Source organism: Anaerocolumna xylanovorans DSM 12503 (genome assembly GCF_900143645.1).
In the GTDB taxonomy this organism is placed as follows: domain Bacteria; phylum Bacillota; class Clostridia; order Lachnospirales; family Lachnospiraceae; genus Anaerocolumna; species Anaerocolumna xylanovorans.
Window position 1 is genome coordinate 242838 of the sequence record NZ_FRFD01000009.1, and the last position, 19023, is coordinate 261860.

The 19023-nt window shown below is 41.4% G+C and carries 17 protein-coding genes; 2 read left to right on the forward strand and 15 right to left on the reverse strand.

Translation table 11 applies throughout. From position 1 onward, the window contains the following. Positions 1–101: 101 nt before the first annotated feature. The 7 genes from BUF11_RS16040 to BUF11_RS16065 form a co-directional block, all read right to left on the reverse strand. Positions 102–662: a potassium-transporting ATPase subunit C gene (locus tag BUF11_RS16040; protein ID WP_073589864.1), complete on the reverse strand. Its 561-nt coding sequence runs from the start codon at positions 660–662 to the stop codon at positions 102–104. Positions 663–703: 41 nt separating this feature from the next. Beyond that, positions 704–2761 carry a potassium-transporting ATPase subunit KdpB gene (gene kdpB, locus BUF11_RS16045; protein ID WP_073589865.1) on the reverse strand — a complete coding sequence of 686 codons (2058 nt, stop codon included), beginning with the start codon at positions 2759–2761 and terminating at the stop codon, positions 704–706. Between the two features lie 17 nt (positions 2762–2778). Then, a complete protein-coding gene (gene kdpA / locus BUF11_RS16050; RefSeq protein ID WP_073589866.1) occupies positions 2779–4464 on the reverse strand; it encodes a potassium-transporting ATPase subunit KdpA in 1686 nt (561 codons plus the stop codon). Next, positions 4461–4550: a potassium-transporting ATPase subunit F gene (locus BUF11_RS16055; RefSeq protein ID WP_139243439.1), complete on the reverse strand. Its 90-nt coding sequence runs from the start codon at positions 4548–4550 to the stop codon at positions 4461–4463. Before BUF11_RS16055 ends, kdpA begins: the two co-directional genes overlap by 4 nt. A 209-nt stretch (positions 4551–4759) precedes the next feature. Further along, positions 4760–4903 carry a hypothetical protein gene (locus BUF11_RS24430; RefSeq protein WP_175562082.1) on the reverse strand — a complete coding sequence of 48 codons (144 nt, stop codon included), beginning with the start codon at positions 4901–4903 and terminating at the stop codon, positions 4760–4762. Between the two features lie 256 nt (positions 4904–5159). Further along, the gene (locus BUF11_RS16060; RefSeq protein WP_073589868.1) at positions 5160–6371 is read right to left on the reverse strand and encodes a GNAT family N-acetyltransferase; all 1212 of its coding nucleotides are present in this window, start codon (positions 6369–6371) and stop codon (positions 5160–5162) included. 74 nt (positions 6372–6445) lie between these two features. Beyond that, positions 6446–7249, reverse strand: a complete 804-nt coding sequence (locus tag BUF11_RS16065; protein WP_073589869.1) for a MerR family transcriptional regulator — start codon at positions 7247–7249, stop codon at positions 6446–6448. A gap of 131 nt (positions 7250–7380) precedes the next feature. On the opposite strand from BUF11_RS16065, the gene BUF11_RS16070 reads away from it, so the two are divergent. Beyond that, the gene (locus BUF11_RS16070; RefSeq protein WP_073589870.1) at positions 7381–8067 is read left to right on the forward strand and encodes a YitT family protein; all 687 of its coding nucleotides are present in this window, start codon (positions 7381–7383) and stop codon (positions 8065–8067) included. Positions 8068–8156: 89 nt separating this feature from the next. Here BUF11_RS16070 and BUF11_RS24435 read toward each other — a convergent pair whose 3' ends face one another. The 7 genes from BUF11_RS24435 to BUF11_RS16110 all read right to left on the reverse strand — a co-directional run bounded on the left by BUF11_RS24435 (position 8157) and on the right by BUF11_RS16110 (position 17090). Beyond that, positions 8157–9410, reverse strand: coding sequence for a GDSL-type esterase/lipase family protein (locus BUF11_RS24435; protein WP_084558702.1), 1254 nt, complete (start codon positions 9408–9410; stop codon positions 8157–8159). A gap of 77 nt (positions 9411–9487) precedes the next feature. Beyond that, entirely contained in the window at positions 9488–10891 is a 1404-nt protein-coding gene (locus BUF11_RS16085) for an MBOAT family O-acyltransferase (RefSeq protein WP_073589873.1), read from the reverse strand. A 171-nt stretch (positions 10892–11062) separates the two neighbouring features. Continuing rightward, positions 11063–11893: a carbohydrate ABC transporter permease gene (locus tag BUF11_RS16090; protein ID WP_073589874.1), complete on the reverse strand. Its 831-nt coding sequence runs from the start codon at positions 11891–11893 to the stop codon at positions 11063–11065. A gap of 1 nt (position 11894) precedes the next feature. Then, on the reverse strand, positions 11895–12773 hold the full coding sequence (locus BUF11_RS16095) for a carbohydrate ABC transporter permease (RefSeq protein WP_073589875.1): 879 nt from the start codon (positions 12771–12773) through the stop codon (positions 11895–11897). A 57-nt stretch (positions 12774–12830) separates the two neighbouring features. Further along, the gene (locus BUF11_RS16100) at positions 12831–14105 is read right to left on the reverse strand and encodes an ABC transporter substrate-binding protein (RefSeq protein WP_073589876.1); all 1275 of its coding nucleotides are present in this window, start codon (positions 14103–14105) and stop codon (positions 12831–12833) included. 119 nt (positions 14106–14224) lie between these two features. Beyond that, positions 14225–15325 (reverse strand): response regulator transcription factor, encoded by a 1101-nt coding sequence (locus tag BUF11_RS16105; RefSeq protein ID WP_073589877.1) that lies wholly within the window; start codon positions 15323–15325, stop codon positions 14225–14227. After that, positions 15297–17090, reverse strand: coding sequence for a sensor histidine kinase (locus BUF11_RS16110; RefSeq protein ID WP_073589878.1), 1794 nt, complete (start codon positions 17088–17090; stop codon positions 15297–15299). The genes BUF11_RS16105 and BUF11_RS16110 overlap by 29 nt, the downstream gene beginning before the upstream one ends. A gap of 213 nt (positions 17091–17303) precedes the next feature. Between BUF11_RS16110 and BUF11_RS16115 the strand changes: the two genes are divergently transcribed. Then, on the forward strand, positions 17304–17975 hold the full coding sequence (locus BUF11_RS16115; protein ID WP_073589879.1) for a class I SAM-dependent methyltransferase: 672 nt from the start codon (positions 17304–17306) through the stop codon (positions 17973–17975). A gap of 111 nt (positions 17976–18086) precedes the next feature. Here the strand turns inward: BUF11_RS16115 and pyrF are convergent, their stop codons facing one another. Beyond that, complete coding sequence (pyrF, locus tag BUF11_RS16120) at positions 18087–19022, reverse strand: orotidine-5'-phosphate decarboxylase (RefSeq protein WP_073589880.1); 936 nt, start codon at positions 19020–19022, stop codon at positions 18087–18089. Position 19023: the final 1 nt, after the last annotated feature.

Consider the following 19023-nt stretch of genomic DNA (forward strand, 5'->3'; position numbering starts at 1 on the left):
TGCCAGCCTGGCACTCTTTTTTCACCCGGATTTTCCCATTCCTTTTATCTTTCATTATTATATCACATAAATCATTTTAATATCTTATCAGCTTGGTTTTTTTACAGCAAGCCATCCAGGGCCAGATTCACCTTTAATACATTCACCGCCGGTTCTCCAAAGATGCCAAGGAATGATCTTATGGTGTATTTATCAATAATCTCTTTTACCTCATCTTCTGTCATTCCCCTCTCCCTTGCTATTCTGCCCGCTTGATAAGCGGCGGCATCAGGTGATATACCCGGATCAACTCCACTGGCAGATGCCGTTACTAAATCCGAAGGTATTTCCCTTTTATTATCCGGGTCAAGGTTATGCCACCATTCTATTCTTTTTTCTACCAGCTTTTTTTGCTCAGCGCTTGTCGGTGAAAGATTGCTGGTGCCAAGAGGCCTTCCGATTAAGTATTTCGGGTCGGAAAATTCCTGTGCGATAAGAGCAGAACCGTATTCCTTCCTGCTGCCGTCCTTTAAAGTGACCGTAATGATACTTCCGTTTGCTTTCTGCGGAAAGAAAATTCCGGCAATTCCTGTAACTGCCGCGGTATAAAGCACACCGCATAAGGCCGTCATCAAAAGAAGACATACAATTGCCGGTCTTAGAACTCCTCTGCTGCTTTTCATATTAAGTTTACCTCTCCTTCTGCCGCCAGTGCGGCATATAATTATACAAAGCCAAAAAAGGCCAGTAATATATCAATTACCTTTATTGCTATAAACGGTGCTATAATTCCGCCAAGGCCGTATATAAAAAGATTTCTCTGAAGGAGCTTTCCAGCCGGAAGTTCTCTGTATTTAACCCCTCTTAAAGCCAATGGTATCAATGCAATGATAATAAGGGCATTGTAGATAATGGCAGAGAGGATAGCACTGTAAGTACTGGTCAGGCCCATGAAATTAAGCACGGACAGCTGCGGGTAAATCGAAAAGAACAATACCGGTATAATGGCAAAGTATTTGGCAACGTCATTGGCAACAGAGAAAGTAGTCAGGGAACCTCTGGTCATTAATAACTGCTTTCCAATACGTACGATATCTATAAGTTTGGTAGGATTGGAATCCAGATCCACCATATTTCCTGCTTCCTTTGCCGCCTGGGTACCGGAATTCATGGCAACCGCCACATCAGCCTGGGCAAGGGCAGGGGCATCATTGGTGCCGTCACCTGTCATGGCAACCAGATGTCCCTTTGACTGGTAATCGCGGATTAAGGTAAGCTTTGCCTCCGGCGTAGCTTCTGCCAGAAAATCATCCACTCCTGCTTCCGCTGCAATTGCTGCTGCGGTCATAGGATTGTCGCCGGTAATCATAATGGTCTTAATTCCCATCTTACGTAAATCGTCAAAACGTTCCTTTACGCCATTCTTAACAATATCCTTCAGATAGATAACACCAAGTGCTTTTCCATTCTTTGCTACCACCAGAGGCGTACCTCCGGCCTTGGCAACTTCCTTGACGATTCTCTCACATTCTTCGGTATACCGGCCGCCCTTTCCCGTTACATAATCCTTTACAGCCTCGGCAGCTCCTTTTCTGATTTCATTTTTCTGATAATCTATACCGCTCATACGGGTCTTTGCCGTAAATTCAATAAAGGTTGCCTGAAGCTTCGATAAATCTCTCCCCCGTATGCCAAACTTTTCTTTTGCCAGTACTACAATACTGCGGCCTTCCGCCGTTTCATCGGCTATGGAGGATAACTGGGCAGCATCGGCAAGCTCTTCTTCCGTAACTCCCTTTACCGGGATAAATTCACTGGCCTGGCGGTTTCCAAGAGTTATGGTGCCTGTCTTATCAAGAAGTAAAACATCCACGTCTCCGGCCGCTTCAATTGCCCTTCCGCTCATGGCCAGTACATTTGCCTGATTTAACCGGCTCATACCGGCAATACCGATAGAAGATAAAAGGGCTCCAATGGTAGTAGGCGCCAGGCACACCAACAAGGCAATAATATTGGTGATGGATATAGGGGCACCTCTCTTTGCCTGCCTGCTTGCAAAGTCCGTAAAGGGCAGAAGCATTGCGGTAACAACTAAAAATATGATAGTTAACGTTACTAAAAGAATCTGAAGAGCGATTTCATTTGGCGTTTTCTTTCTTGCGGCACCTTCTACCATGGCAATCATTTTATCCAGAAAGCTTTCTCCTGCCTCTGCTGTAATACGGATAATCAGCCAGTCAGATACCAGTGTCGTACCTCCGGTAACAGCGCTTCTGTCACCGCCGGATTCTCTGATTACCGGTGCTGATTCCCCGGTTATGGCACTTTCATCCACGGAAGCGGCACCGTCTATTACTTCTCCGTCCATGGGTACCTGTTCCCCTGCGGCAACATAGACAATATCGCCTTTTTTCAGGCTGTTTGACAACACTTCCGTATACTTGCTGACATCGGTTTCCGAAAGTAATTTCTTTGCCTTAACATCCTTTCTGGCACTTCTTAAGGACTGTGCCTGGGCGCGTCCCCTGCCTTCCGCAATAGCTTCCGCAAAGTTGGCAAACAGGCAGGTAAACCACAAAATAACCGATATGGTAAAGGTATAGCCTGCACTTTCATCCCTTATTCCCGCAAAAGACAGGATAAAAAGCAGTGTAGTAAATACAGCCCCTATATATACAACAAGCATAACCGGATTATGCACCTGCACCCTGGGGTCAAGCTTTTTAAAGGATTGTGCCAGGGCATCCAGTATAATACTTTTATCAAAACTTTTTTCTTTCATAAAGTCAGTCTCCTTCTTTAACGCGTTGTGAAATAATCCGCCACAGGCCCCAGCGCAAGAGCCGGCAGGAAGCTTAATGCCGTAACAATCAGGATAACTCCGATCAAGAGTCCCGCAAACATGCCGTTACTGGTGGAAAGGGTTCCTTCACTTGCTGCTACGGGCTTTTTCCCCGCCATATTGCCGCCAAGGAAAATCACCGCTATTAACGGAATAAATCTTGCAAGGAGCATGATAACTCCCCCTGTGATATTCGTAAAAGGCGTATTGGCCGTAAATCCTCCAAAGGCACTTCCGTTGTTATTGCCCATAGAGGAAAAGGCATACAAAATTTCTGAAAATCCATGAGCACCGGAGTTCGTAAGCCATCCTTGTACGGAGGGCATCAAAACAGCGGCTCCTGTTCCTAAAAGGGATACTAAGGGCGGTACCAGAATAAGCAGGCATACCATCTTCATATCATAGGGTTCAACCTTTTTTCCCAGATATTCCGGCGTCCTGCCCACCATTAGACCGGCTATAAATACCGCCAATAATACAAAGCTAAGGATTCCGTATAGGCCGCTTCCTGCTCCGCCGAATACGATTTCTCCAAGCTGCATTAAAAATAAAGGCATCAATCCGCCAAGAGGAGTGAGACTGTCATGCATGGCATTGACAGAACCGTTGGAAGCGGCCGTCGTTACAACTGCCCACAGAGAAGACATGCCCACACCATGAATGGTCTCCTTTCCTTCCATGTTGCCGGAATAGGAAACTCCCGCATAGGACGGAGCCGTATATTGTTCACTTACCGTAGTAAAAATAAGAGCTGCCACAAACAAAATCATCATGACTGCATACAGAGTTCTTCCCTGTCTCTTATCCTTAACTGCTTTACCAAAGCTTACCAGAAGGGCTGCCGGTATCAAAAGGATGGAAAGCATCTGAAGCAGATTGGAAAAGGAAGTAGGATTTTCAAAAGGATAAGCAGAGTTCATTCCGAAAAATCCACCTCCGTTGGTTCCTAACTGCTTGATGGCAACCTGGCTGGCCGCCGGTCCCATGGGCAGAATCTGTGCGGCACCATCCTGCAATGCAGTAATCTCCTTATAGGAGGAGAAATTCTGCACCACTCCCTGGGACACTAAAAGTACGGCCACCACAAGGGAGAGGGGAAGCAGTATATATACCACGGCTCTTGTAACATCAGCCCAAAAGTTTCCGATTGCTTTCTTTTCTTTTATAATAAATCCTCTTATCAAGGCAAAAAGCACCGCAATTCCCACTCCGGCAGATACGAAATTCTGAACCGTAAGTCCTAAGAACTGTGACAGGTAGGAAAGAGAGGACTCCCCGGAATATGCCTGCCAGTTTGTGTTGGTAACAAAGCTTGCTGTGGTATTAAATGCCAGGTCAAAGCTTAATCCCTTCATTCCTTCCGTATTAAAGGGAAGTATTCCCTGAAGCAGCAATAGCAGGAACAGAAAGAGAAAGCCTGCCATGCTAAAGATAATTACCGAGAAGGCATATTTCTTTGCACTCATTTCTTCCTCTGCCTTAATTCCCATAAGCCGGTAAAAACAATTCTCCACCGGCTTTAACAGTCTCGTTAAAAATACTTTTTCACCGCTCATCACCTTATACATGAAAAGCCCCAGAGGGATAGAAAATCCAACCAATAAAATCAGGAATAAAACCTCCTGCAATATAATCTTACTCATATATTCTCACCTCGAAATAAGACATAAAAAAGATATACCAGCAATCCAAGTCCGGTTATACCTGCCAGAACTATCACAGTTCCCATTCCTATCACTCCCATCTTTGTTAATTATCTTTTTGCCTTACTGTACCTATGATAATAGCAAATTTTGTATTAATAAGGTGTTCAGATACCAGGCTCCGTTGTTAAGAAAGTATAAAGATAAAGCCCTATAAACTCCCTGCCTGCCTTTTAACGGCATATTGCAGAGAGCTATAGGGCTTTTCATATTTATAGTACTACTGTTTTTTTATTTATTTCCGCTGGTTGATAGGACCGGTGCCTTCTCTGACCACGTTATGAGCCTGATTCTGGTTTTCCGGTGTTTCCTTATGAGTAGTCTGGTTAAAGGTTTCCTTGGATTTTCGCTGTTCTTCTTTTTCTGTTTTCTTTTTCATAACTATGCCTCCAACATGATATTTTTAACAGTATTTGCAGCATAGTTCTATTTATTCATCCTTTTATTATCGGCATGCCAATAGGATTCCCGGGATATTATCACTCCAGACCTGCACCTCTATGTAACGCTCCGGTCCGTAAATTCCGTCCGGGTTCCACACCTAAGGCAAGCCGTATTTTTCAATTAAAAGCAGAATTTCCGAATAGGTATAGAGTTGTTTACGGTACTCATGGCATATAGAGAATACTGATACGTTAAAAATAATCCGAGAAATAAGGGGTCTGCTGTTCTATTGCATCCTCTAACATATCCAGAGTCTGTGGACTGCAGGATATACGTCCGATCTTTTGCAGATAATCCGGCCGCTTATAGCCCAAAAGCATAGTAGTCATAGTCTGAATATCTATCTTATCAGAGCTCTTCTCCCCCGTACGGATTACCTTTCCTTTTCCTCCGGCTGTTATATGCAGGGTAAAGGTTCCCTGATTCCAGGAAAGCAAAGGATCATCCAACGTAAAGGTCCATTCTCTGTCTGATGTATCCGGCTTAAAGGGATACGCTGCAATAAACATCTCCAAATCTACTATACGTGCCATAAAGTAAGGTGATATGGTTTCTTTAATATCCGCATCTTCTAAAAGAAAAGCCAGAGGTTCGTCGGTATGGATATTCCCAATAACCTTAGAAATCATGGAAAAATGGGCACTGATAAAGTTCCATAATCCAATGCGCGCTTCTTCATTTATAAAAATCATATCCTTGATATGAAAAACTTCATCTGAAATCCAATAAAGGACGTATCCGTCAGGCTGCCCCGCCTCGTTATAATAAATGGCAGCCATTAAGTCATCCGTATCCCAGAGCCAATATTCGTTCCAGGCAAGCTCATTACGAAGCATGGCACCATGGGTCAGCATTGCAAAACGCTCATAGGCCTTCTTTACCTGGTCGCTTTCTACTGTAACACGCTCTATTTCACCGGATACCCGTTTATTCTTTGGAAGCTGGTAATCGTTAATCTCAAAGGTAATGACGTCTGATATGATCTCCCAGCCCTTTCTGCGGTAATAGGGGATGGAATAAGGATACAGATACGATATAGATTGCTTGCGGCTGCGCATATTTTCAAGTGCCTGGCACAAGAGCTTATGCATCAGTCCCTGGCCGGAATATTCCGGGTAAGTACCTACTCCTGTAAGCCCTCCCATGTCATAAGTCTGGTTAAAGATACGTACCTGAAAGGGATATACTGCTGCCTGGGATATCAATTTATCACCATCAAACCAGCCAAGAACATCTGCCTGCTCTAACACAGGTGACTTAGCCCTAATAATCTCATCCTCTTCCCAGCCGCTCTGATGCAGTTCCCTGTCCGTCACCTGGAAAACATATCTTAACAGCTGATTGTACTGCTCCAGATGCTCAAGCCCTACCTTTCTCATTTTTAATTGTTTTCTTCTGCTCATACTTTCCTCCATTTTTCGTACACCCGGTTAACTCCATACCTTTCTCTGCCCCAATGAACATTTAACACGGCTAATCAAAAAATTCTAACCTGAATTTCCGTTAGAAATTCTTCCTGCTTCATGGTTTCCCGGTTGTCGATAATGTATATTTCAAAGGGATCACTCAATACCTGATACTTCCTCTCTCTGGCAAGGTTAAGCATATCCCTTATCCGCTCTGTGCTTTGAAGGTATTCTCCCCTGTAATGGCAGGACAGATACTGTCCCTTTGGTATCAGAAAATCATACACGGCAGCTGCAGGCTCCAGAATAAAAAATACATTATGGTAAACATTTATAAGCCCATTATTAATATCCTCCAAAGCTACTGTCGCTCCAATTGCCTGATTTCCGAAATCACGTATCTTGCTTTCATGCTTCCTATGGAGCTTCTTTACCGCAAAATCCATTTCTTCATCTCTGGTAATATACTCATTTATCCGGACGCAGGGACGCTCCGGCAATGCTTTCACCGTATAGATATCCGCTTTCGTCCCGGATGCTTCCGTTAAGGCAGCCATCCGCTCTTTAATTATCTGTTTTCTGTTTTTAAGGCTTTTTAACTGCTCTGCTATAAAATCCTCTTCCTCCTTAAGAAGGGCCAGAGTATTATCGATACTCTGATGATCAAGGTATTCTCTAATTTGTTTCATAGAAAAATCCAACCCTCTTAAATCAGAGATAATATTCAGTTTGTAAATATCCTTGAGACTGTACAACCTGTAACCGTTAACATCTCTTTTGGGTTTTAGTATCCCAATTCTTTCATAGTAGCGCAGAGAGTCTACTCCTATACCATAAAGCTTTGATATCTCGTTAATTTTATAATAATCCTTCACAGGTGTATAACCTCCTTGCCGCCCGGGATAATTTATAAGGTACTTGACATTGGTATTATACCAGAGTTTAAACTAAATTGGTAGGGATATCCTCTCTCAAGTATACGAAAAACCAGAAAGGTAAAACAACTATGTTATTTTCAAAGAATAAAAAAAGACTTTTAACCACCGGAAAGATGGCAGCTATCCTGCTCGGCACTGCCATCTCTTCCTTCGGAATATATAACATTCACAGACAGACCCACATCACTGAGGGCGGTGTATTAGGGTTGATTCTCCTCTTAAACAATTGGACCGGCATATCACCGTCCCTTCTAACTCCGATATTGGACATTCTCTGCTACGGCTTTGCCTTCCGGTATCTGGGAAAGGATTTTATTAAGATATCTCTTGTCTCAACCCTATGCCTGGCTGGATTTTTTAAACTATGGGAACAGTTTCCTCCGGTACTTCCAAACCTTTCCTCCTATCCTCTTGCGGCAGCCATTGCCGGGGGTCTCTTTGTGGGTATCGGTGTCGGCCTTATTATCAGGCAGGGAGCCTCAAGCGGCGGTGACGATGCATTGGCACTGATTCTTTCAAAATTACTCCATTGCCGTATTTCACGTGTATACCTTGCTACGGATATCACCGTCCTGGGCTTATCTCTGACCTATATTTCCCTTAACCGTATTGCTTATTCTCTGGTAACAGTAATTATTTCCTCTCTGCTGATTGAATATGTGCAGAATGCCGGAAAGAAAGTCAAACCAGAGACAGATGCCGAGCCGGTGGCAGCGGAAGAAGACATTGTGGAGATTGCAGATGCCAAACTTTAGAAAGAACAGTAAATGCCAAGAAAGCCGGCGGCCCTCTCGATTATACTCTATCGCAGGCCGCCAGCCAGATAAAACAGGAAAATAAGAAATTACTTTTTAACAACCCCATGCTTTAACAGAAAGTCCGTCCATATTTTATAATAAACAGCCTTCAAATGGATATTATCAAAGGTGTATTTTTCCGGTATCCCCCCTGTATTGTCCGTAATTGCTTCATTCACATCAATATAAAAGACTTTCTTATTATCGGCAAGCCTGGCAAGGTGTTCATTTCTCTCTTTGATGTTTTTATTGTTAAATATAGGGTCCGTATCGGATTTTTTCTTCGTTACATTCATAATGGCTTCTACAAATATAGTGGCGTCCGGCTGCAGTTTTTCTATCTTCCCCACTACCTTTTTATATTCCGCGGTAAAGGTCTTGGCCGTGCCGGTTCCCATTTCGTTGATGCCTAACATAACATATATTTTCTTAAAACTTTTCTTTTTTAAAGCTTCCTCTATTGTAATCTTTTGTCCGTCAACCTCTGCCACTTTCTTATCAAAAATATCATATATGGTAAGACCTACATCGGCGTAATAGGTTGGGTCTTCCCACCCTGAATATTCTGACAGCCCAACGGTTCTGGAGTCTCCGATGAACAAAGCATCTTTAAAATAGCTTTCTTTTACAGTAGCAAACTCATAGGTATCTTCTTTGGCCCCAGGCTTTGAATCCGTTGGCTTTTTCGAATTCTTTGAGTCTTTTGAATCCTTTGAATCCGCTGAATCCTTTGCGCCCTTTGAATCCTCCGGATTTTTTGCATTCTCTGAATCTTTTGCACCCTCCGGATCTTTTGCATCCTTTGAATCTTTTGCATCCTTTGAATCTTTTGCATCCTTTGAATCTTTTGCATCCTTTGAGCCGCCGGAAGCAGATACATCCTCTTTTTCCGTATTATTTGAATTACCGTTATCTGCCTTATCTTCTCCCGTTGTTTTGCCCGTATCCTCTGCCTTGCTACCGGTGGTTTTATCTATCGTATCATCCTTGTGACTGTTTTCCGATGTATTTTTCTCTATTGAAGCATTTTCATCTGCTGTGTCATCCACATTTGCTTCACTATTGTCAGCCACTTCTTTATTTATATCTAAAGAAGTGTCGTCTTTTGCTGCTTTCCACGGATAATTCCTGTCCTTTATCCCCTCAAAAACCACCGCAAGCTGCGGGTTCTTAAATAAATTCACAGAATAACCCGCATAAACGGTGTCTTTGCCTATATAGCCCAGTACCGTAAGGATCAGGGTACTAAAAATCAGCAGCATCATAAAGGGATATCTCCCCGGATTCTTAAAGGACTTCATACTAACTCCTTTCGAAAATATCAAATCTTTACAGCATTTTTGTTTTTTCAACCCGAATTTTCTGTTACATTCGCTTTTTAAAACTGAAAATACAGAAAGGGATTATTTATCCCATTTGCAAGCTGGTATACACAATACCAGAAAATTAAAAATAGTATTCCTGTACTCCAAATACTGTTCTTATACTTTTCAAACCACTTCTGCCCATAGGGAAGGCAAAAGAAGATTCCGAACAGGAAGAGCCATTTGTACTGCCCCAGATATTTTATAATATCATAAGGATTTACGCTTATCCCGGGAACCAAAGAAAACATTCTTCCGAAATAAATCCCTGCATCCGTAAGGTTATTGATAGCAAACAGCATCCAGGTAAGCGGTATGACAAGCAGCATATAGAGTCTTGCCAAAACCTTTGATTTATCCAGATAAGGTTTTAAATAGAGCTTTTCCAGCAAAATCAGAAAAAATAGTGACAAGCCCCAAAGAATGTAATTCCAGCTGGCTCCATGCCACAGACCGGTAAGCAGCCACACAACAAACAGATTGAAGGCAAGACGCCCCTTTCCTCTTCGGTTGCCTCCAAGCGGTATATATACGTAATTCTTAAACCATTTTCCCAGAGTAATATGCCATCTGCGCCAAAATTCCGTAACGGATTTTGATATATAGGGATGATTGAAATTATCAGGCAGCTCAAATCCCATCATCTTTCCTATCCCTATTGCCATCAGCGTATATCCTTGAAAATCAAAGTAAAGCTGTAAACTGTAACCAAATGCTCCAAGCCAGGCAAGCGGCGTTGAGATGCTCTGAAATCCAATCGTCTGTATATCATTCCAAAGTATTCCGATGCGGTTGGCTAATAAAACCTTCATGCCAAGCCCGATGGTAAAGACTTTTAACCCCTCTTCTACTTTTAAGAAACTGTTTCTCCGGCAGACAAGCTGTGCCTTTATGTCCTCATATGGGGTTATCGGCCCTGATACCAGCTTAGGGAACATGAAAAGATATGTACCAAGTTGCAGGATAGATGGCTCCTCCTCCACATCTCCCCGGTAGACATCAATTATATAGGCTGCTGCCTGAAAGGTATAGAAGCTGACTCCAAGCGGCAGCCCCGTTTTAAGAGATGCTATGACAGCATCCGGGGAAATCATAGTTAGGATTCCATTGATATTTTCAATTGCAAAGTTAATATATTTAAAGAAAAAGAGCATGCCGAAATTGTACATTAATGCTGCAATCAGCCATGCTTTTTTTCGTGTCGGTGCCTGCCTTTGCTGTCTTATATTTTTTGCTGCAATATAGTTGACTATAACAGATAAGAAAAGTAAAATAAGGTATTTATAATCACCTAAAGTATAAAAAATTATACTTCCCAGAAGAAGAACAACATTCCGATACCTCACAGGTACCAGGTAATATAGTACCAGGAATGCCGGTAAAAAACGAAAAATAAACTCTAGACTGCTAAAGACCAATGCTTTGTCCTCCCTCACGCTGTACTGTTATGGCCATCCTGATATCAGTAATAGATTATTACTTACAAGAGAGGATTATACACTATTTTTGAAAGAATACCATTAATTAAACTTTAATTAATTTTACAATTTGATAAACTAACTTACAGAAAAGTTAACAATTGAGTAATTTCACCCTTTTACCGCTCCCTCGGCAATCCCTTTTAAAATCTGCTTCTGAAAAATGGCATAGAAAATAATAACCGGTATTGCCGCCAGGATAAGGGCACTTAAAATGGCGGACCAATCACTGCTGTACTGTCCGAATAAGGTATTGGTCGATAACAGCAGCGTATACTTTTTATTATCCGATATATTTATCAAAGGCAAAAGGAAATCATTCCATACCCACAAAACATTGGTAATACAAATCGTTGCCGTTATGGGTTTTAACATGGGAAATACAATGCGTGAAAAGGTTTTTATATTATTGCAGCCGTCAATAGCAGCCGCCTCCTCCAAGTCTATCGGTATTCCTTTTACAAAACCATGGTAAAGGAAAATAGCCATACTGACTCCCAGTCCAGCGTAAACAAAAGAAAGTCCCACCAGTGAATTCTTGATATGAAATGCCAGTACTACCCGGTACAAGGGAATCATAATAGAACTGAAAGGTATCAGCATGGAAAAGACAAACAGGCTGAAAATAGCAGATGAGAGCTTTGTTTTGGTGCGGCATAGTTTCCATCCGGCTAAGGCAGAAAACAGTATGATAAGAACCACACTAAGGGAGGATAACAGAACCGTATTGCCAAAGCTTCGAATGTAATGCATTTTCTCAATGGTACGTATGTAATTTTTCAAGTCAATCGTCTTTGGCATTGACAGGACATTCGTTAACAGCTCTCCGTTTGTTTTAAAGGAATTGACAAATGCCATAATCAGCGGAAACAGCCAGAAGACTGCTACCAATGCCAACAGAAGATAAATCATAACATCAAAGATGGATTTTTTTCTTAACATATTAAAGTTCCTGCTCCTTTCCCTTCATAATCCTTAGCTGGATAATGGTAATCAGAAGTATAATAAGAAAGAGCACCGATGATTTCGCTGTTGCATAACCATACCGGATATTTCCTGAAAAGGCTTCCTCATAAATATTAATAGCAACCGATTGTGTTACCCTTCCCGGCCCTCCGCCCGTCAGGGAGTATATAACATCAAAGACCTGAAAAGCTGAATTTAATGTCCAGAAAATACAAATTGTCAAAGCCGGCTGAATCATTGGAAAAATAATCTTCCAAAACCTGTGCCATGCATTGGCACCGTCTAAACTGGCGGACTCTTTTAAGTATTCCGGAACTCCCTGCAGGGCTGCCATATAGATAATCATCAGGTATCCGGCAGAGCCCCATACAGATACAATGATAATGGCAATGAATGCATACTTCGGGTCACCAATCCAGGATTTATCAAGAAAAGTAATTCCCCAGTTATCCGCCAGATAGTACAACACCTTTGTAAAGATAAAGGACCACATATATCCGCCGATAATCATGCTAATCATATTCGGCATATAAAAAAGCGTCCGGAAAATCCCCCTTCCCTTTGCCCTGCTCTCAATTGCAACAGCAAACATAAGTGCGGTAACATTAGCTACAACAAGCATTACCACCACATATTTCGTTGTAAACAGAAGGGAATTCCAATAATCGGTATCCGCCATAATTTCTTTAAAGTTGCTGATTCCCACAAAGTGGTAGCTCCTATTTAAACCGTTCCAATCCGTCAATGCATAAAACATACCTGCTATGGCAGGATAAAGTTTAAAGATGATGTATACGATCAAAGCCGGTGTCACAAAGAGCATTAATGTCAGGTTTTCCCGTTTCTTGCTATGCATTTTATTTCTCCTCATTCTGATAGAAAAGGAGCAGGCATTTGCCCGCCCCTTAACTTTTTACTTATTAAAAGCATTTGATTCTTTAAAAGTCTCATCCAGTTTCTTTATAATTTCATCCGCCTTCACTGCACCGACACAATATTCCTGCAGTAATTTTCCCTGCTCATCTGTTACTGCCGAGGGTAATACCAAATCCTGATAAGAGCGTCCCTGCTCTACGTATTTGGATGCATCAGCAACCCAGGGTGAGGATTCATAATTATGAACCGTTGCCAAAGGGTTAAAGGAACAGGATTTAAAAAGTGCTGAGGAATCCTTATCATCCAGTACATAATTTGCAAATTCAAGAGCAATATCGAGATTCTTGCTGTTAGGATATACCCCTAAGGTCGTTGAGGTTGACAGATTCACAAGAGTACAGTCTTTATTGTTATTGATAGGAAGCGGAAATACTCCCATATTCATATTAGGATTTGTTGTCATAATAGTCTGGGCTGCCCAGGTTCCCTGTACATACATGGCTGCCTTTCCATTTGCAAAATCTGCGCTTCCGGCCTCACTGCCTTCTTCCATTGGCCTTTGCGTACCATTTTGGATGATAACATCAATCGGATCGAAGATATCCTTAATTTCCTCATAGGAAGCTTCATCCTTATACATTCTCTCCAGCCAGTCCTTATTCTCCCCTGAGACCTTTCCTCCTATGGTAAGGGCTGTCATAAGCTGAGGCACCCACTGTTCCTGGAAGGCAAGCATAAACGGTGCATATCCTTTTTCCTTTAAAACCTTGCAGACATTCTTTAATTCATCCAATGTATCAGGGGCTTTCAGACCGCATTTTTCAAAAATATCTTTATTATACAATACTCCCCATGCCTGGCTCTCAATTGGTACCGCTAATACTTTACCATCCACTGTGACAGTTTTTCTTACGTTTTCATAAATTTTGCCTGTAAGGGGCTGGTTTGTAAGATCCGTCAGGTTCCCTGCCTTCGCATACGCGGCTATGTTATTGCTATGCAGCGTATAAAGGTCCGGTGCATCATCCCCGGAGATCCTGGCCTGTAATACACTTTCGAACTGATCGGAGCTTGGCATCTCCAGGTTCACCTTCACCTTAATCCCTTTTTCTTCCATTTTAGCTTCAAATTGCTTGCAATAGGTTTCCCACTGGTCCATATACTGCGGAAAACTCATCATGACATTTAATTCCACTTCTTTCACCGGTGCTTGAGTCTGTTGTTCCTTTGTCTCATTCTTTGCACAGGCCCCCATAGAAAAAATTACGCTTACCGCCACACCCAAAGCCAGCAGCCTTCTTACTGATTTCATAACTAATCCTCCCGACTGAATATAATAATATGTTTTACACTTCTTATGTCATCTATCTCCCGTCTGAATACATTATAAGATACCGGATGGTAAATAACATTTTCCATTTCAGTTTAAGTTTATTGTATATTATTATCTTCCTTCAGCTCTCCTGGAGTTCTCCCATAGAACTTTTTAAAGGTCTTATAGAAATGCGCCTGATCAACATAGCCAAGCATTTCACCAACCTCCTTTATCGGAATCTTGTAGGAGACTATCAGCTCTTTCGCACGTTCCATACGAAGGGAGGTAACATACTCTGAAAATCCTTTCCCTGCAACCGTTTTAAATATCTTGCTTAAATATTCCTTACTGATGAAAAAAGTCGCGGCAGCCTGCTCTAAGGTGATTCCCTCCGTATAATGTTCTTTTACATACTCTATGATTTGTTTTATATCAATCCGGTTTCTGGTATGGATCAACTCCTGTATTCTAGTATAAGCCGTATAATATAAATCTGTCAGAAAGCTATACATTTCTTCAAAGGAACATTCTTTGCTGAATACAAAGACAGTACTTTTACCCTCAAAGATTTCCTTCGCATCATACTGCCTTTCCATGATAAACTGCTGCAAGATACCAAGCATGGAATAATAAATGCATATCATACTCCCTTTTGGAACCGGCTCTGATTCATTCTTTGCTATAAGTTCATAGATGTCATTCAGAATACTCCTCATTACCTGCATATCACTGGTAATCATGGCATCTGCAAGGGAATCCCTAAGCTTATAATAGCTTCCGGCCCAGGCAGTATCTAAAAAGCTTCCGATTAAATTTTCTCCCCTTACGTCCTTTTTCTCCCGAAGTGTATGAACGCATTTTCTTAACAGCTGATTCAGCTCCTCCTGCTTTACCGGTTTTAGGAGATAATCCAAAGCTCCCAACTTCATGGCGCTTCGGACAAATTCATAATTATCATACCCGCTGACAAAGATAACACAGGCATCATTGCCTTCCCCCCGCAGTGCGGTAATCAAATCAAGTCCGTTTAACAGCGGCATATTTACATCAACCAGGATAATTTCCGGCTTCATGTGATGTATCAGCTCCAGACCATACTCTCCGTCAGAAGCTTCCCCAACAATCCGGATACCAAATTCTTCCCAGTATCCCAATTGCCTGATAACCTTTCTGGTCCAGGTTTCATCATCAATAATCACTGCTTTCACCAATGTCATATTTTCTATTCTCCTTCACGGCCTTTGTGAGTATCCGGACGGTTGTCCCTTCCCCTGTCTGGCTTTCAATGGTGACTCCGTATTTTGTATCAGGATACTTTAGCCTTATACGTGAATGTACATTTCCGAGTCCAATATGGGAGCTTGTTTTTAATGCATTTCCCGCATCTCCTCTTAATATCTCACGAATTTGTGCCAACCTCTCCTGTGATAAACCAATACCGTTATCACTGATTTCTAACAGCAAATCATCTTCTTCCGTAAGCATGGCCTTTAACTGTATCTTCCACGTTCCTGTTTTATTGATGAGTCCATGCCCAAGGCTGTTTTCCAGTATTGGCTGTAAGATAAGCTTGGGAACCACATATTCCATCAGCTCCTTTTTTACCTGTACTTCAAATTCTATCCGGTTATCAAATCTTTCATTTTGAATATTCAAATACTCCTGTAAATAGCGTATTTCCTCTCTGATGCACACCATCTCCCTGGTAAAGCTTAAAGAGTAACGCATAATATCACTTAAGGAGGTAGTCATATCATAGATTTTAGTTACGTTCTTTTCTAAAGCAATTCCGCCTATAGTCTGTAAGGTGTTATGCATGAAATGCGGGTTTATCTGTGCCTGCAGCGCTCTGACCTGTGCCTCTCTTTTTTCTATCTTACTTTGGTATTCCTGCTTTATTAACCTTTGGTTACGTTCCATCATTAGATTAAAGCTGTTTTGCAGTATTCCGATTTCATCCTTTCTATCAGAGGGAATCTCTTCGGAATAGTTATTAATCATTGCTGTTTTCATCTTCTCTGCAAGTGCAATAATCGGCTTACTAAAAATACCCGAAAATAAAACAGAACCGCCAATGGAGATAATCACTGCAATACCGGAAATAATTGATCCGGCAATCAGCATCTGCCTCATAGCATTGGTAATCACGAAACTTGGCACCGCAAAAAGGATTATCAGCTTTCCTCTATTCACACTTCTGTAAAACCAGAAATTATCTTTATAGTAGAATTCCTGTTCCTTGCCCTTTGCAAATTTCTCAATAACCTTTGCCAGGTCTGCTGTCTGTATTTTGGAATCGCTTTTGCTGTAATCAGCCTCTATTAATTCCTGCTCATCATTAAAAAGCATCACCGATTCATCTTCTGTTGTTTTAATATTTTCTAATATGTCCTGAATTTCATATGGTCTTATCTTTATTGTTATCAATGCAACCGGTACATTCTCATAAAAGTCATAAACCTGATGGGCTATCATAATTTCTTTCCCTTCCCGTTTAAACACAATGTTCGTCTGCAGAGATTTCTCTCTATCCTTCCAAAACTTCAGTTTATCTCCTGCCGCTTGCATATCCGCTCCGGAACGCTTGGCTACCAGGACCTGATTTGTCTTCAGATTAAATATTTCAATGGAATTGATGTTACTATCCATGCTTATTACGGTATTCATGGCTGTGATAAGCTGCAGTTTTGAGGTATAATCCAGGCTCTTTCCTGTTTTGCACCAATCCATGATGACGTTTTTGATTCCCTTATTGACTTCGAAATTGTAAAATTGATTTATATAGTCTTTTGTTTCAAGGCCTAACCGGTCCTGCAGCCAGCCAATACTCATCTTTCTGTTATAGATTAGTTGATCCTTTAATGTACTGCGGGATATCAGTACTGTTATCATGGTAGTCGAACCAACCAAAAGCAGGGAAAATACTAAAATCACCAGCAGTATTTTCTTACGGATAGATGAATTATAATATATTCCTTTCAACTTTAGCTCCTCCCAAATATTTCATTGCATAAATTATAACACGAATAACAGCCATTTGGTGTTTCGCTTCATGAATATATTTAGTTTTATTTATTGTATTTTTTTAAGATGGCTATTCTTATATCACAATTAATTATAGCATCCTATTAGTATATTGCTGTATAATGTATACAGCAAATGATGAAGGGGACTTTTTATGTGTGGAGGTGCATCTTGTCAGAAAAATATGAAGAAATAAGAGTACAGGAAAATGCAATTTACGAAGCAATAGAACAGATTTCAATCCCTGCAGCAAAATCAACCGGGAATGATGTGTTTGACCGGGCATTAGACTGGCTATGCCAGGATACGGAAGCTGTCTTGGATTTTGGCTGCGGACACGGTACTTTGATTTTTCTTTGTTCCATACGCGGAACAAAAAATCACACAGGCATCGATATATCCGACATAGCAATAAGAATTGCGGAAAAAAGAAAATTATCAACTTCCAATGGAACATTTGCTTTTATTGACGGCGGACTGGAAAAACTAAGTGATATACAGGATAGTACATTTGATGCTGTTATCCTGTCTAATGTCGTAGATAATTTATACCCAGAAGATGCCCGCAGCCTGCTGTTACATATTAACCGTATTCTGAAAACATCCGGAAAAGTACTCGTTAAATTGAATCCTTATATCACAAAAGAACAGATGGAGGAATGGGGTATAACGGTAATAAAAGACAATCTCTTAAATGATGGGTTTTATCTATGGAATAACACAACAGAAGAATGGCGGGATATACTCTCCGCCGGTTTTGAGATTACAGATTATCAGGAAATCTACTATCCTGAACACGATATGTATAACAGATTATTTTTATTGACAAAAAGCAGTAAATAGTAATTTTAACAGAAAAAGCCCTGCAGCTATTCTTCACACCGAACTTAAGCCCGTGTGTTACAGGAAAATTGCAGGACTTCTTCTGCCGTTTATTTTACAACAGCCCTGATATTATTTAATACCACCTTTTACCAGTGCTGTATTAATCTCTTCTCTCATGTCAATAACAGCCTGTCTGGAAGCGTCTGCATAGGCCTCCGGTCCGAATTTTTCATAATTCTTAGCCTTATAGGCAGCAATAATACCCCTGGAGGAACTGACAATGGCGCCAAGACCGTCCTTGTTAAAGTAATCCACTAAATCTTCTGCCTTTCCTCCCTGTGCTCCGTAACCGGGAACCAGGATATAAGTCTTTGGCATAAGCTTTCTTAGTATCTTTCCCATTTCCGGATAAGTAGCACCAACGACCGCTCCGATATAGCTGTAGCTGTCTCCCATATGCTCCCTTCCCCATTCTGAAACCATCTCACCAATCAGCTCATATAAGGGTTTTCCGTCAACGAGCTTATCCTGAATTTCACCGCTGGAGGGATTGGAGGTCTTAACCAGAATGAAGAGTCCCTTCTTTTCTTCCTTGCAGACATCAATAAATGGCTTGACACCATCAGAGCCCAAATATGGATTTACCGTGGCAAAGTCTTCATCAAAACCCTTATACGTATTCTTTCCTACCGTAACCTTTCCCAAATGTCCTACGGCATAGGCAGCAGAGGTAGAGCCAATATCTCCTCTTTTGATATCTCCGATAACAACAAGTCCTTTTTCCTTGCAGTATTCAATGGTCTTTTTATAAGCTATCAGACCTTCAATACCAAACTGCTCATACATAGCAATCTGCGGCTTTACAGCCGGTATCAGGTCATAGGTTGCATCTACTATTCCTTTGTTAAACTGCCAGATGGCTTCTGCTGCTCCTGCTAATGTTTCCCCTTTTTCCTTGTATGCCTTTTCCTTTATCTGTTCCGGAATATAATCAAGCATGGGGTCAAGTCCTACAACAATGGGTGCCTCTGTTTTCTGGATTTTGTTAATTAACTGCTGAATCATT

Bases quoted from the DNA above. Each gene is read 5' to 3' on its own strand.
- BUF11_RS16040 (WP_073589864.1), bottom strand. From the start codon at position 662: ATGAAAAGCAGCAGAGGAGTTCTAAGACCGGCAATTGTATGTCTTCTT.
- kdpB (WP_073589865.1), bottom strand. From the start codon at position 2,761: ATGAAAGAAAAAAGTTTTGATAAAAGTATTATACTGGATGCCCTGGCA.
- kdpA (WP_073589866.1), bottom strand. From the start codon at position 4,464: ATGAGTAAGATTATATTGCAGGAGGTTTTATTCCTGATTTTATTGGTT.
- BUF11_RS16055 (WP_139243439.1), bottom strand. From the start codon at position 4,550: ATGGGAACTGTGATAGTTCTGGCAGGTATAACCGGACTTGGATTGCTG.
- BUF11_RS24430 (WP_175562082.1), bottom strand. From the start codon at position 4,903: ATGAAAAAGAAAACAGAAAAAGAAGAACAGCGAAAATCCAAGGAAACC.
- BUF11_RS16060 (WP_073589868.1), bottom strand. From the start codon at position 6,371: ATGAGCAGAAGAAAACAATTAAAAATGAGAAAGGTAGGGCTTGAGCAT.
- BUF11_RS16070 (WP_073589870.1), top strand. From the start codon at position 7,381: ATGTTATTTTCAAAGAATAAAAAAAGACTTTTAACCACCGGAAAGATG.
- BUF11_RS24435 (WP_084558702.1), bottom strand. From the start codon at position 9,410: ATGAAGTCCTTTAAGAATCCGGGGAGATATCCCTTTATGATGCTGCTG.
- BUF11_RS16090 (WP_073589874.1), bottom strand. From the start codon at position 11,893: ATGTTAAGAAAAAAATCCATCTTTGATGTTATGATTTATCTTCTGTTG.
- BUF11_RS16095 (WP_073589875.1), bottom strand. From the start codon at position 12,773: ATGCATAGCAAGAAACGGGAAAACCTGACATTAATGCTCTTTGTGACA.
- BUF11_RS16100 (WP_073589876.1), bottom strand. From the start codon at position 14,105: ATGAAATCAGTAAGAAGGCTGCTGGCTTTGGGTGTGGCGGTAAGCGTA.
- BUF11_RS16105 (WP_073589877.1), bottom strand. From the start codon at position 15,325: ATGACATTGGTGAAAGCAGTGATTATTGATGATGAAACCTGGACCAGA.
- pyrF (WP_073589880.1), bottom strand. From the start codon at position 19,022: ATGATTCAGCAGTTAATTAACAAAATCCAGAAAACAGAGGCACCCATT.